The following is a 13,230-nucleotide window of genomic DNA, read 5'->3' on the forward strand; positions in this document are numbered from 1 at the left end:
CTGCTAACCCTTCAAGGAAGCCTGCCGGCACCGCGACGACGGCTGGATGTCCTTGGCCATTGAACCTATTCGTATCTCATGCAAAGGAGAGAGCCGAGTGTCGGTCTCCATTAAGCCTCTTGAGGATCGTATTGTTGTCCAGCCGCTCGAAGCAGAGCAGACCACGGCTTCCGGCCTGGTCATCCCGGACACCGCCAAGGAGAAGCCGCAGGAAGGCAAGGTTGTCGCGGTGGGCCCCGGCCGTGTCGACGACAATGGCAACCGCGTCCCGGTCGACGTAGCCGAAGGCGACGTCGTGATCTACTCCAAGTACGGCGGAACCGAAGTCAAGTTCGGCGGCGAGGAGTTCCTCGTGCTGTCCGCCCGCGACGTGCTGGCCATCGTCACCAAGTAGTTTTTGCGCTGCCCCGGCCGGATCCTCCGGCCGGGGTTTTCGCCCCTAAGGAGTAGAAACATGGCAAAGCAGTTGGAGTTCAGTGACTCCGCCCGCAAGGCCCTTGAGGCCGGCGTCGACAAGCTTGCGAACACCGTCAAGGTGACCCTCGGCCCGCGCGGCCGCAACGTGGTGCTGGACAAGAAGTGGGGTGCGCCCACCATCACCAACGACGGCGTGACGATCGCCCGCGAGGTGGAGCTCGAGGATCCGTACGAGAACCTGGGCGCGCAGCTGGCCAAGGAAGTCGCTACCAAGACAAACGATGTTGCCGGCGACGGCACCACCACCGCCACCGTGCTGGCCCAGGCCTTGGTCAAGGAGGGTCTGCGCAACGTGGCCGCCGGCGCCGCTCCGGGCGAGATCAAGCGCGGCATTGAAACCGCCGTCGAGGCGGTCGCCGCCCGCCTGCTGGAGAATGCCCGCGAGGTTGAGGGCAAGGTCGCCGAGGTTGCCACCATCTCCGCCCAGAGCGAGGAAATCGGCAAGCTGCTGGCCGAGGCCTTCGACAAGGTCGGCAAGGATGGTGTGATCACCATCGAGGAAGCCTCCGGCATGCAGACCGAACTGGTGATCACCGAGGGCATGCAGTTCGACAAGGGCTACCTGTCCCCGTACTTCGTCACCGACCCCGAGCGCCAGGAGGCCGTCCTGGAGGACGCGCTCATCCTGATCAACCAGGGCAAGATCTCCTCGATCCAGGAATTCCTGCCGCTGCTGGAGAAGGTGCTGCAGGCCGGCAAGCCGCTGTTCATCATCGCCGAGGACATCGAGGGCGAGGCCCTGTCCACCCTGGTGGTCAACAAGATGCGCGGCACCCTGAACGTCGTGGCCGTCAAGGCTCCGGGCTTCGGTGACCGCCGCAAGGCCATGCTTCAGGACATCGCCATCCTGGCCGGTGCCGAGGTCGTCTCCCCGGACCTGGGCCTGAAGCTGGACCAGGTGGGCCTGGAGGTCCTGGGCACCGCCCGCCGGATCACCGTCACCAAGGACAACACCACCATTGTGGACGGCGCCGGCGCCGAGTCCGACGTCGCCGACCGCGTGGCCCAGATCCGTGCCGAGATCGATCGCACCGATTCGGACTGGGACCGCGAGAAGCTGCAGGAACGCCTGGCCAAGCTGTCCGGCGGCATCGGCGTCATCAAGGTCGGCGCGGCCACCGAGGTGGAGCTGAAGGAGAAGAAGCACCGCATCGAGGATGCCGTCTCCGCCACCCGCGCCGCCCTGGAGGAAGGCATCGTGGCCGGCGGCGGTTCCGCGCTGATCCACGCCGCCAAGGCGCTGGACACGGATCCGCAGGTCCTGAAGCTCGACGGCGATGCTGCCACCGCCGTCGGCCTGGTCCGCCGCGCCCTGACCCAGCCGCTGCGCTGGATCGCCGAGAACGCCGGCTTCGAGGGCATGGTCGTGGTCTCCAAGGTGAACGAGCTGGAGAACAACTCCGGCTTCAACGCCGTCACCGGCGACTACGAGGACCTGATCGCGGCCGGCATCATCGACCCGGTCAAGGTCACCCGCTCGGCACTGCGCAACGCAGCCTCCATCGCGGCCCTGGTGCTGACCACCGAAACCTTGGTGGCCGAAAAGCCGGCCGAGGAAGAGGACGCCCACGCCGGTCACAACCACTAAGGTTCTGCGCACCCGTTCCTAGACCATGGTCCGACCGGCCTGTGTCGGGACGAACCGCGTGGAGAGCCACCGTGTGGCGGTAAAGCGGCGACGCCGTTCAAAGCGGAGGGGACCCGGCAGCAGCCGGGTCCCCTCCGTGCGTTGGCTCCCGAAGACTCGCCACGCCGCAGCACGCTGCGGATCTGCTCCGGCAGGGCCGGGTTAGTCGGTTTCCGGCTGCACGTCCTGTACCGGCACTGGTGCGGCCGTCCTGGCCGGCTGGGCTGCCGCGATGTCGTCCGGTCCTTCGGCTGAATCCTGTGAATGGGCGCGGATGTCCGGCCCGGGCGATGGGTCGTCGCCCTCGGCGGGGTCTTCGGTGTGGAGCCGGATGTCGTCGCTGGAATTGCCGTTGGTTTCCATCGCTTCTTCTTTCCGAGGCACGTCGTACGCTCCGTGCCTCTCCAGCGTACCGCCGCCGTGCCTGCCGCGGGAGGGGTGGCGTTATCTGCGCCACATCCCTGCCGGACGGAAATAGTGGCCACCTCCGAATCGTTTTAGGATGTACTTATACCCCCCACGCAGAACCGGCCTCGACGCGACTTTTGCCGCCCGCCCGGTGTTTTCCGAAAGGCATCCCCGTGACCGACGCTGAATTCAACCCGTTTGCCTTCGAAGGCCTGACGTACGACGACGTACTGCTGTTGCCCGGTCCCACCGACGTGATCCCGTCCGAAGCGGATACCAGTTCCCGGCTGTCCAAGCGGATTACCGTACACACGCCGCTGCTTTCCGCCGCCATGGATACCGTCACCGAGTCCCGGATGGCGATCGCGATGGCCCGCGAAGGCGGCCTCGGCGTCATCCACCGGAACCTGTCCATCCAGGACCAGGCCGAGCACGTGGACCGGGTGAAGCGCAGCGAGTCCGGCATGATCACCAACCCGGTCACCATCGCCCCGGAGGCCACGCTGGCCGAACTCGATGAACTGTGCCGCAACTACCGGGTCTCGGGCCTGCCGGTGGTGGACCCGCGCGGCAAGCTGCTGGGCATCGTGACCAACCGCGACACCCGCTTCGTGCCACGCGCCGTCTACGCCACCACCAAGGTGGACGAGGTCATGACGAAGATGCCGCTGATCACCGGCCATGTGGGGATCGGCCGCGAAGAGACCGTGGAACTGCTGGGCAAGAACCGCATCGAGAAGCTGCCGCTGGTCGATGACGAGGGCTACCTGCGCGGGCTGATCACCGTTAAGGATTTCGACAAGGCCGAGCAGTACCCGCTGGCCACCAAGGACGATGAGGGCCGGCTGCGCGTCGGTGCGGCGATCGGCTTCTTCGGCGACGGCTACGAGCGCGGCATGACCATGATCGAGGCCGGCGTCGACGTGCTGGTGGTTGATACTGCCAACGGCCACAGCCGCGGCGTGCTGGACATGATCGCCCGGCTGAAGAAGGACCCGGCCGCTGCGCACGTGGACATCATCGGCGGCCAGGCCGCCACCCGGGAGGGTGCCCAGGCGCTGATCGACGCCGGTGCGGATGCCATCAAGGTCGGCGTCGGGCCCGGGTCCATTTGCACCACCCGCGTGGTCGCCGGCGTGGGCGTCCCGCAGATTACCGCCATTTACGAATCCGCCAAGGCGGCCATTCCGGCCGGCGTGCCGCTGATCGCCGACGGCGGACTGCAGTACTCCGGCGACATCGGCAAGGCCCTGGTGGCCGGCGCGGACACGGTCATGCTGGGATCCCTGCTGGCCGGCGCGGCCGAAAGCCCCGGGGACCTGGTCTTCGTCAACGGCAAGCAGTTCAAGACCTACCGGGGCATGGGCTCGCTCGGGGCCATGCAGACCCGCGGCAAGAACACCTCCTACTCCAAGGACCGCTACTTCCAGGCGGACGTTCCGGATGACGAGAAGCTGATCCCCGAAGGCATCGAAGGCCAGGTGCCCTACCGCGGCCCGGTGTCGGCCGTGGCGCACCAGCTGTCCGGCGGCCTGCGCCAGACCATGTTCTACACCGGTGCGCACACCATCGCGGAGCTGAAGGCCAAGGGCAAGTTTGTCCGGATCACGTCGGCGGGGCTGAAGGAGTCCCACCCGCACGACATCATGATCACCGCCGAGGCGCCGAACTACCGCCGGTAACCGGGCTGCCCGGACAGCGGCACGCAGCAGGCGGGGTCCCCTCAGGGGCTCCGCCTGTTTGCTGCCTGCCTGCGCCCGGCCGGCCTTGGTTACAGCTGCAGATCCGCGTAGCTGCGCAGTTCCCGTCCCGGAACGCTGGTGCCCAGCGATTCCTGGACGCCAGGTGCCCGCTCGAACGTGTCGTTGGGGGGATCGGACGCGAAGAGGTGCCGGAAGTCCAGCCCGGTCAGTTCGCTGATGGTGCGGACGGGCACCTGGAAGGTCTCCGGGACGAAGGCCTCGGTGAGGATCTGCTCCACCAGCTTGCGCTGGCTGACCAGGTAGGCCGTGGCGGACTGTCCGCCGGCGGCCTTGTCGAAGACGGCAATCTTCCAGAAAGCCAGCGGAATCTGCACGCCTCGGTACACCGGGTCGGCCGTGCCGAATACCGGTCCGGTGAACACGGTCAGCCGCTTCCGGTCCGCCTGCGCGCTGTCCAGCAGGTAGTCCTCCAGGCCGGCCCAGAGGGACTCGCCCTGGTTGAACAGCCGGTGCTGCGGGGAGCTGTTGGTGAAGTGGAAGGTATCGTCGTTGGCTGCCCGGGCCGACTGTTCGTCCGTACCCCAGGCCGGGTCCAGCCGCCGCACCAGGTGCCCCCGGTCGAAATCGTTGCTGGCGTAGAGTTCGTTGCCGATCTGCTCCTCCCGGGCCAACCGCGGATCGAAGAACCACACGTCCCGGTCGCGCCGGGGTGATTGGCTCAGGGCGCCGTCGATATTGACCGCGGTGTACAGGGCCAGCCGGCGGGTTTTGTCCGCCACCAGGCTGAAGTGGTGGTAGGGCAGCACCGCGGGGTCCTGGCCGGGCAGCACCTGCCGGTTTTGCGCGGCGTTGGCCCGCTGGCCCTCGGTGAGCGTCGGCAGCGGCACTTCAGCGCCCAGGAACCCGGCGTCGTAGCCGGTCCGGTTCCGGTAATCCGGATCGATGCTGACGGCCTCCTGCCCGGCCGCCGGAAGCACCGCACCCGCCGTGTCCGCCGGCGCAGCAGCCGGTGCCACCGTGGCGGGGCCCAGCCGGACGCTGATGTGCAGGGGCAGGACGACGGCGAGGTCGGCCTCGGCGCCTGCGGCAGGAACTGCGGCCGGCGGAATTTCCTGCGCCTGGTCGCGGCTGGGCGGCTGGCCGCCGGAAAATTCCGGCGGCTGCCCGGTTGCGTCGACGGCCGGGGCACGTTCGTCCGGCGGGTTCAGCAGGCCGCCCAGCAGTTGCCGCTGGCCTGCCTCCAGGCCGCCGGAGGCCTTGCCGAGCCACTGCAGGATGCTGCTGATCCGCACCCCCTCGTTAGCCACCCATTTGATCCGGGTCTCGCCCTGGTCCGGCGTCCAGACCGATCCGTCGACGGCCAGGATGTCGCCGTTGGCGTTGCGTTCCGGGACGCCCGAGTGATGGATCCCGACCACTTCCCATTGGTTGTTGTACAGCGGCGAGCCGGAGGAACCGGGGGCCGTATCCGTGCGGTAGTGGAGGAAGTTCTCCAACCGGTCGATCAGTTCATTCTGCTGCAGCGCTACCTGCTTGGGCTGGCCCTCGGGATGCTGGATGATGTTGATGAACTCGCCCAGCAGGACCTTGCCCTGCTCCTGGTAGGCGCGGTTAAAGCCGAATCGGGCCAGCGGCGCCCGTCCGCCGTCGCCGCCCAGTGCCTGGCTGCCAACGGCCACCACGGAGAAGTCCAGGTCCACGTCCGTCAGGAAGAGGACCTGGGGTTCCAGACTGAACAGGTACGGCGTCCGGGCCAGTCCGTCGCTGCCGTTCTGGAAGTTGAATTCCAGCTGCGAGAACCCTGCCGTCTCCCGGTCCGGCAGGACATGGTTGTTGGTGAGCAGCAGGACGGGGGAGACCATAAAACCCGTGCCGAAGCCGCGCGGCGCAAAGCGGTCCCTGATGTGGACCCGGCCTACGGACTGGGCAACGGCGTTGCCGGTTTCCAGGAAGGACACGCCGAGGAGGTTGCTGCCGCCGATCAGCCGTTCGAGGAGCAGGTCGGGAACGGCGGCACCACCCCCTGCTCCGGTCCGGGACTCGTCCGGCCGGCTTTCCGGAGCGGCCGAGACCGCGTCGCGGACTGCCGGATCACGCAGGATGCGGCGGCTGCGCATGGCCACCCGCTCGGGGTCGTCAACGTTCAGGATGCTGCCGCCGGGCTGTTTGGCGGCATCGATTTTCGCTGTCACCGCGGCCCGTTCCTGCTCATGTTGCCGGTACCGTGCTTCGGTGGCGTCCAGGACGTACTGCGGAATGATCACTGGCGGCTCTCGCTATCCAAAGGTGTGTCGGACAATGCCCGGTGGGTGCCGGCTGCCGCGCCCAGGGGCGGGCCCCTCCAGTGTCGAATACCAGCGTTACAACTCCGTTACGCCAAGGCTGCGCCGGGCAGTGCCGGACGGCGGCCGTCGTCCTTGCGGCCTTCCGCATCGGGCATCGGCCCCTGGGCATTGACCAAGGTCAGGGGCTCCCGCGGTTGGGATACGCTAGATTCCGTGACTTATGAGATTGAGATTGGCCGTGGCAAACGTGGGCGCCGAGCCTACTCCCTGGACGATGTAGCCATCGTTCCGTCCCGCCGGACGCGGGACCCGAAGGATGTCTCGGTCTCCTGGCAGATCGATGCCTACCACTTCGAAACGCCAGTCATCGCCGCGCCGATGGACTCGGTCATGTCCCCGGCCACCGCCATTGCGATGGGCAAGCTCGGCGGTCTGGGCGTGCTCAATCTGGAGGGCCTGTGGACCCGGTACGAGGACCCGCAGCCGGTGCTGGATGAGATCGTGGGCCTGGCGGAGGAGAATTTCAGCCCCGCCGCCACCCGGCGTATGCAGGAAATCTACGATGCTCCGGTCCAGGCCGAGCTGATTACCTCCCGGCTGGCCGAGATCCGCGAGGCCGGCGTCACCGTCGCCGGCTCGCTCACCCCGCAGCGCACCCAGGAGTTCTATAAGACGGTGCTGGCCGCCGGGGTGGACATCTTCGTGATCCGCGGCACCACCGTCTCAGCCGAGCACGTCTCCAAGGAGCACGAGCCGCTGAACCTGAAACAGTTCATCTATGAGCTGGACGTGCCCGTGATTGTCGGCGGTGCTGCCGGCTACACCCCGGCGCTGCACCTGATGCGCACCGGCGCGGCCGGTGTGCTCGTGGGCTTCGGCGGCGGGGCGACGACGACGACGCGCCGCGCCCTGGGCATCCACTCACCGATGGCCTCGGCCATCTCCGACGTGGCGGCGGCCCGGCGCGACTACATGGACGAGTCCGGCGGGCGCTATGTGCATGTCATTGCCGACGGCGGCGTCGGCTTCAGCGGGGACATCGTCAAGGCCGTGGCCATGGGCGCGGACGCGGTGATGCTCGGTTCCGCCCTCGCCCGCGCCGAGGAAGCGCCGGGGAAGGGCTGGCACTGGGGGATGGAAGCCCACCACGGCGAGCTGCCGCGCGGGGACCGGGTCAAGGTCGGCACCGTGGGCCCGCTGCAGGAGGTGCTGCACGGTCCGTCGCACCACACGGACGGCACCTCGAACCTGATCGGTGCGCTGCGCCGCTCGATGGCCACCACGGGCTATTCGGACCTGAAGGAATTCCAGCGCTGCGAAGTGGTGCTGTCCCCGCTGCAAGGCCGCGACTGAGGCAGGCCGGGCCAGCCATGAACGACGGCGCACTGAGTCCGCAGGACCGCGAGGAGACCCTTGCCGCCCTGCGGGCCACGGCCGCGCACGGCCGGGAGCTGGACATCCTGATCGTCGGCGGCGGCGTGGTCGGCGCCGGCGCCGCACTGGACGCGGCCACCCGCGGGCTGGACACCGCCATCGTCGAGGCCCGGGACTGGGCTTCGGGAACCTCCTCGCGGTCCTCCAAGCTCATCCACGGCGGCCTGCGCTACCTGGAAATGCTGGACTTTTCGCTGGTCCGCGAGGCCCTGCAGGAGCGTGGCCTGCTGCTCGAGCGGATCGCGCCGCATCTGGTCCGTCCGGTGCCGTTTATGTACCCGCTGACCAAGCGGTTCGTCGAACGCCCCTACGTGGGTGCCGGCGTCGCCCTCTACGACCTGATGTCAGCGGCCCAGGGCCATAACCGCGGCGTGCCGCTGCACAAGCACCTGACCCGGCACGCCATGCTGCGGGCGGCGCCGAGCCTGAAGGACGATGCCTTTGTGGGGGCCGTGCGGTACTACGACGCGCAGGTGGACGACGCCCGCCTGGTCGTCAACCTGGTCCGCACCGCGGCAGCCTACGGGGCCAAGGCGGCCAACCGGCTGAAGGTGGTCAGCTTCCTGCACGAAGGCGAACGCGTGGTCGGAGCCCGGGTGGCCAACCAGGAGGACGGCACCGAATTCGACATCCATGCCAAGCAGGTGGTCAATGCCACCGGTGTCTGGACGGACGAGACCCAGGCCATGGTCACGGACCGCGGCCAGCTCAAGGTGCGCGCCTCCAAGGGCATCCACCTGGTGGTGCCGCGGGACCGGTTCCAGTCCACCGTCGGGCTGATCCTGCGGACCGAGAAGTCGGTCCTCTTCGTCATTCCGTGGGGCCGGCACTGGATCATCGGCACCACGGACACGGAGTGGGACCTGGACAAGGCGCACCCGGCGGCCTCCTCGAAGGACATCGACTACCTGCTGGAGCACGTGAACCGGGTGCTCAAGCGGCCGTTGACGCGGGAGGACGTCGAAGGCGTGTACGCCGGCCTGCGGCCGCTGCTGGCGGGCGAAAGCGACTCCACGGCCAAGCTCTCCCGGGAGCATGTGGTGGCCCACCCGGTGCCCGGGCTCGTCGTCGTCGCCGGTGGTAAGTACACCACCTACCGCATCATGGCCCGGGACGCGGTGGACGAGGCGGTGCGCACCCTGGACGAGCGGGTGGCGCCAAGCTGCACCGAGACCATCCCGCTGCTCGGGGCGGACGGTTTCAAGGCCAAATGGAACAAACGCAGCCGCACCGCCGAACGGGCAGGAGTGCACGTGGCGCGGGTGGAGCACCTGCTTAACCGCTACGGCTCGCTCGCGGACGAGGTGCTGGCGGTCATCGCTAAGGAACCGCAACTGGCCGAACCGCTGCCGGGGGCGGACGACTATCTGCGCGCCGAGGTGGTTTACGCCACCACGCACGAGGGCGCCCGCCACATCCATGATGTGCTCACCCGCCGCACCCGGATCTCCATCGAGGCCTGGGACCGCGGCGTCTCCGCGGCTCCGGTGGTGGCGGAACTGATGGCACCGCTGCTGGACTGGAGCCCGGCCCAGCTCGAACGCGAGGTGCGGCACTATCTGGCCCGGGTCGACGCCGAGCGGCTGAGCCAGGAGCAGCCCGACGACGTCTCCGCGGACAGCGCCCGGCTCGGCGTGGACGACATCGTCCCGCTGGCATGAACGGCGCAGCCCAGCCGGCATCCGCCGGGACCGGACTGACGACGCCGGACCTGGTCGTCTTGGAACTGGACGCCCAGGACCGGGCCGGGGCCGCCGCCCAGCTCGCCGCGCGGCTGTCCACGCAGGGCCGGATCTCGGATCTGGCCGGCTTCCTGGACGACGTTAACGCACGCGAGAGCCAGCTGGCCACCGGGCTGCCCGGGGGAGTGGGGCTGCCGCACGCCCGCAGCCGGCACGTGGAGCGCACCTCCATCGCCGTGGGCATCACCCGGTTCGGCCGGGCCCTGGACTTCGGTGCCGCGGACGGCCCGGCGGACCTGATCCTGCTCGTGGCCACGCCGGCCGTCTCCTATTCGGAGCACCTGCAGGTGCTGGTCCGGCTGGCCCGGTCGCTGGCCAAGGAGGCCTTCCGCGATTCCCTGCGCCGGGCCCATGACCGGGAGGTTGTGGCCGAGCTGATGAATTCCACGGTGGATTTTTCCGATGTTTAGGATTGGGGCGCTCCGGGCAGATTCGTTTTCTACACAGCCACGAAGTAGGGTTAACGGGTGCTGAAAACCGCCCTTAAGCCCCGGTGGATCGCGGCGCTGGTCTTGGCGCTGGCCGTTTCCTGGGTCTTCGTACTGCTGAGCCAGTGGCAGTTTTCCGCCTCCCAAAGCGAGGCTCCGCCGCCGCCTTCCGCCACCGAAACGGTGCATCCGCTCACGGCGGTGTTTAAGCCCGGCACGCCGATGATGGCGACGACGGCGGACCAGATGGTGTCCTTCTCCGGCCGCTTCGTTCCGGACAAACAGGTCCTGGTCAAGAACCGGCTGCACGAGGGCCGGCAAGGCTACTGGGTGGTTTCCGCCTTCGCCGTCGACGGTGTGAAAAGCGCCGCCGGCGAGCAGGTCATGATCCCGGTGGTGCGCGGCTGGGTCGCCGCGCCGGGCGATGCCGCGCCGGCCCCGGCCGGCCGCGCCGACGTCGTCGGACGCCTGCTGCCCACCGAAGGCCCGGAGCCCGAGCTGTCCGTGCCCGGCCAGGTGCCCACCCTGTCGGTGGCCGAACTGATCAACGTCTGGGACATGCCCGGCTACTCCGGCTTCGTGGCTGGCATCAAGCTGGGGATCGACGGCGCCGACCCGGCCAGCCAGCCGGCGGGCACCGGGATGGCCGCCGTCGCGGTGGGCCCGCAGCCGCAGCAGACCCCGGTGAACTGGCTGAACATCTTCTACGCCGTGGAGTGGATCGTCTTTGCCGGCTTCGCGGTCTTCCTCTGGTGGCGGCTGGTGGCCGATGACTACCGGCGCCAGCAGGAAGCCCTCGAAGATGCGGCCCTCGCCACCCTTGCACAGGGACAAGACACGGCGCCTGCCACGGACGACAACCAGACGACCACCAGCTAACAACAGAGGTAATCAAGTGAGCGAAACCGCCCCGAACCAGGCCCGGCCGGCGAGCAAGCGGCGCTACGGCGGAACCCATGCCCAGATCCGCTCGGCGCTGACCTTCTACAAGGTCACGTCCTACATCACCGGTGTGATGTTGATCCTGCTCTGCATCGAGATGGTGCTGCGCTACGGGTTCAATCTGTTCCTGTTCGCCGGCGGCACCAATACCGTGACCGGAGAGCCCTTCGGCTTCGGCTTCGCCCAGGCTGAGCCGGCCGCCGTGGACGGCGGCATCAACCTCTCGATCGCCGTGCTGATCGCCCACGGCTGGCTCTACGTGCTGTACCTGATGGCGGATTTCCGCCTGTGGTCGCTGATGCGCTGGCCGTTCCCGCGGTTCATCCTGATCGCCCTGGGCGGGGTCATCCCGTTCCTGTCCATCATCCTGGAGCGGCGGGTGCACCGGCAGGTGGAGGAAGACCTGGCCAGCCACCCGGAGGCCGCGAAGCGGTACTGAGCCGCCGGCCGGCACCCCGCCGTCCGGGCAGCCCCCGGGCCGGCGGCTGCCGCCGGCCCGGCCCCGAGGTGCGAGCAGGAGCGCGCGGAGACTATCCTGTACGGGTGACTAATCCCCCCGCAATGGACCAACGGCCTGTTCTCGTCGTGGACTACGGGGCCCAGTACGCGCAGCTGATCGCCCGGCGCGTACGCGAGGCCAATGTCTACTCCGAAATCGTTCCGCATACCTACACCACCGAGCAGCTGCTGGCCAAGAACCCTGCGGCGATCATCCTTTCCGGCGGACCTTCCAGTGTTTACGCCGACGGCGCCCCGAATGTGGGCGCCGACCTCTTCGAAGCCGGCGTTCCCGTGCTGGGTATCTGCTATGGCTTCCAGGCCATGGCCGCGGCGCTGGGAGGCAAGGTCGCACGCACCGGACTGCGCGAATACGGGGCCACGGACACGACCACGATCGGCGAGGCCCGCTCGATCCTGGCCGGGGTCCCCACCCTGCAGAACACCTGGATGAGCCACGGCGACTCGGTCCACGAAGCGCCCGAGGGCTTCGACGTGCTGGCGAGCACCGCCGGGGCGCCGGTCGCGGCGTTCGCCAACGAGGCCAAGGCACTCTACGGCGTGCAGTGGCACCCGGAGGTCAAGCATTCCTCCTTCGGCCAGACGGTGCTGGAGAACTTCCTGTTCAAGGGCGCGAAGCTGGAGCCGAACTGGACCACCGGCAACATCGTGGAGGAGCAGGTCGAGCGCATTCGGGCCCAGATCGGCACCGCGAAGGTCATCTGCGGCCTGTCCGGCGGTGTGGACTCGGCCGTGGCTGCGGCCCTGGTGCAGCGCGCCGTGGGGGACCAACTGACCTGTGTCTTCGTGGACCACGGTCTGCTGCGCGAGGGCGAAGCCGAACAGGTCGAGCGTGACTATGTCGCCGCCACCGGAGTGAAGCTGCACGTGGCGAACGAGCAGCAGCGCTTCCTCAGCGCCCTGGCCGGTGTCACCGATCCGGAGACCAAGCGCAAGATCATCGGCCGCGAGTTCATCCGTGCCTTCGAGGCCGCCGAGAAGGCGGTGCTGGCCGAGGCCGCTGCCGAAGGCGGGCAGGTGCAGTTCCTGGTCCAGGGCACGCTCTACCCGGACGTCGTCGAATCGGGCGGCGGCGAGGGCGCGGCGAACATCAAGAGCCACCACAACGTGGGCGGCCTGCCCGAGGACCTGCAGTTCGAGCTGGTCGAACCGCTGCGCACGCTGTTCAAGGACGAGGTCCGCGCCGTCGGGCGCCAGCTGGGCCTGCCGGAAGAAATCGTCGGACGCCAGCCGTTCCCCGGCCCCGGACTGGGCATCCGGATCATCGGCGAAGTCACCGAGGACCGGCTGGCGCTGCTGCGCCGGGCGGACGCCATTGCCCGCGCCGAACTGACCGCCGCCGGGCTCGATGACGATGTCTGGCAGATGCCGGTGGTGCTGCTGGCCGATGTGCGCAGCGTGGGCGTCCAGGGCGACGGCCGTACCTACGGGCATCCGATCGTGCTGCGCCCGGTGTCCTCCGAGGACGCCATGACCGCTGACTGGTCGCGCCTGCCCTTCGACCTGCTGGCGCGCATCTCCAACCGGATCACCAACGAGGTCGACGGCGTCAACCGCGTCGTGCTCGACGTGACGAGCAAGCCGCCGGGCACCATCGAGTGGGAGTAGCCGTTCGGGAGACCGTGCCTGCAGGGCCCGTGCCGGGAGCAGTCCGGCAAAATGGCC

Annotated in this window: 11 protein-coding genes; 9 read left to right on the top strand and 2 right to left on the bottom strand. The window is 68.4% G+C overall.

The genetic code is table 11. The features are described 5' to 3' along the window. Positions 1 to 97 precede the first annotated feature (97 nt). On the top strand, positions 98 to 394 hold the full coding sequence (gene groES, locus LVY72_RS07315) for a co-chaperone GroES (protein ID WP_237819213.1): 297 nt from the start codon (positions 98 to 100) through the stop codon (positions 392 to 394). A gap of 60 nt (positions 395 to 454) precedes the next feature. Next, positions 455 to 2,065, top strand: coding sequence for a chaperonin GroEL (groL, locus tag LVY72_RS07320; protein ID WP_237819215.1), 1,611 nt, complete (start codon positions 455 to 457; stop codon positions 2,063 to 2,065). A 201-nt stretch (positions 2,066 to 2,266) separates the two neighbouring features. Here the strand turns inward: groL and LVY72_RS07325 are convergent, their stop codons facing one another. Then, positions 2,267 to 2,467, bottom strand: coding sequence for a hypothetical protein (locus tag LVY72_RS07325; protein ID WP_237819217.1), 201 nt, complete (start codon positions 2,465 to 2,467; stop codon positions 2,267 to 2,269). Between the two features lie 218 nt (positions 2,468 to 2,685). On the opposite strand from LVY72_RS07325, the gene guaB reads away from it, so the two are divergent. Continuing rightward, the gene (gene guaB / locus LVY72_RS07330; RefSeq protein WP_237819219.1) at positions 2,686 to 4,194 is read left to right on the top strand and encodes an IMP dehydrogenase; all 1,509 of its coding nucleotides are present in this window, start codon (positions 2,686 to 2,688) and stop codon (positions 4,192 to 4,194) included. Positions 4,195 to 4,283: 89 nt separating this feature from the next. On the opposite strand, the gene LVY72_RS07335 is transcribed toward guaB, so the two are convergent. After that, positions 4,284 to 6,479 carry a DNA/RNA non-specific endonuclease gene (locus tag LVY72_RS07335; RefSeq protein ID WP_237819221.1) on the bottom strand — a complete coding sequence of 732 codons (2,196 nt, stop codon included), beginning with the start codon at positions 6,477 to 6,479 and terminating at the stop codon, positions 4,284 to 4,286. Between the two features lie 234 nt (positions 6,480 to 6,713). Between LVY72_RS07335 and LVY72_RS07340 the strand changes: the two genes are divergently transcribed. The 6 genes from LVY72_RS07340 (at position 6,714) to guaA (ending at position 13,173) form a co-directional block, all read left to right on the top strand. Next, positions 6,714 to 7,853, top strand: a complete 1,140-nt coding sequence (locus LVY72_RS07340) for a GuaB3 family IMP dehydrogenase-related protein (protein ID WP_237819223.1) — start codon at positions 6,714 to 6,716, stop codon at positions 7,851 to 7,853. 17 nt (positions 7,854 to 7,870) lie between these two features. Next, a complete protein-coding gene (locus LVY72_RS07345) occupies positions 7,871 to 9,595 on the top strand; it encodes a glycerol-3-phosphate dehydrogenase/oxidase (protein WP_237819225.1) in 1,725 nt (574 codons plus the stop codon). Further along, positions 9,592 to 10,086: a PTS sugar transporter subunit IIA gene (locus tag LVY72_RS07350; protein WP_237819227.1), complete on the top strand. Its 495-nt coding sequence runs from the start codon at positions 9,592 to 9,594 to the stop codon at positions 10,084 to 10,086. Before LVY72_RS07345 ends, LVY72_RS07350 begins: the two co-directional genes overlap by 4 nt. 57 nt (positions 10,087 to 10,143) lie before the next feature. Then, positions 10,144 to 10,983, top strand: coding sequence for an SURF1 family protein (locus tag LVY72_RS07355; RefSeq protein WP_237819229.1), 840 nt, complete (start codon positions 10,144 to 10,146; stop codon positions 10,981 to 10,983). 16 nt (positions 10,984 to 10,999) lie between these two features. After that, positions 11,000 to 11,485 carry a DUF3817 domain-containing protein gene (locus tag LVY72_RS07360; RefSeq protein WP_237819231.1) on the top strand — a complete coding sequence of 162 codons (486 nt, stop codon included), beginning with the start codon at positions 11,000 to 11,002 and terminating at the stop codon, positions 11,483 to 11,485. A gap of 122 nt (positions 11,486 to 11,607) precedes the next feature. After that, on the top strand, positions 11,608 to 13,173 hold the full coding sequence (gene guaA / locus LVY72_RS07365; protein ID WP_237819368.1) for a glutamine-hydrolyzing GMP synthase: 1,566 nt from the start codon (positions 11,608 to 11,610) through the stop codon (positions 13,171 to 13,173). Positions 13,174 to 13,230: the final 57 nt, after the last annotated feature.

Source organism: Arthrobacter hankyongi (genome assembly GCF_022012395.1).
Lineage (GTDB): Bacteria > Actinomycetota > Actinomycetes > Actinomycetales > Micrococcaceae > Crystallibacter > Crystallibacter hankyongi.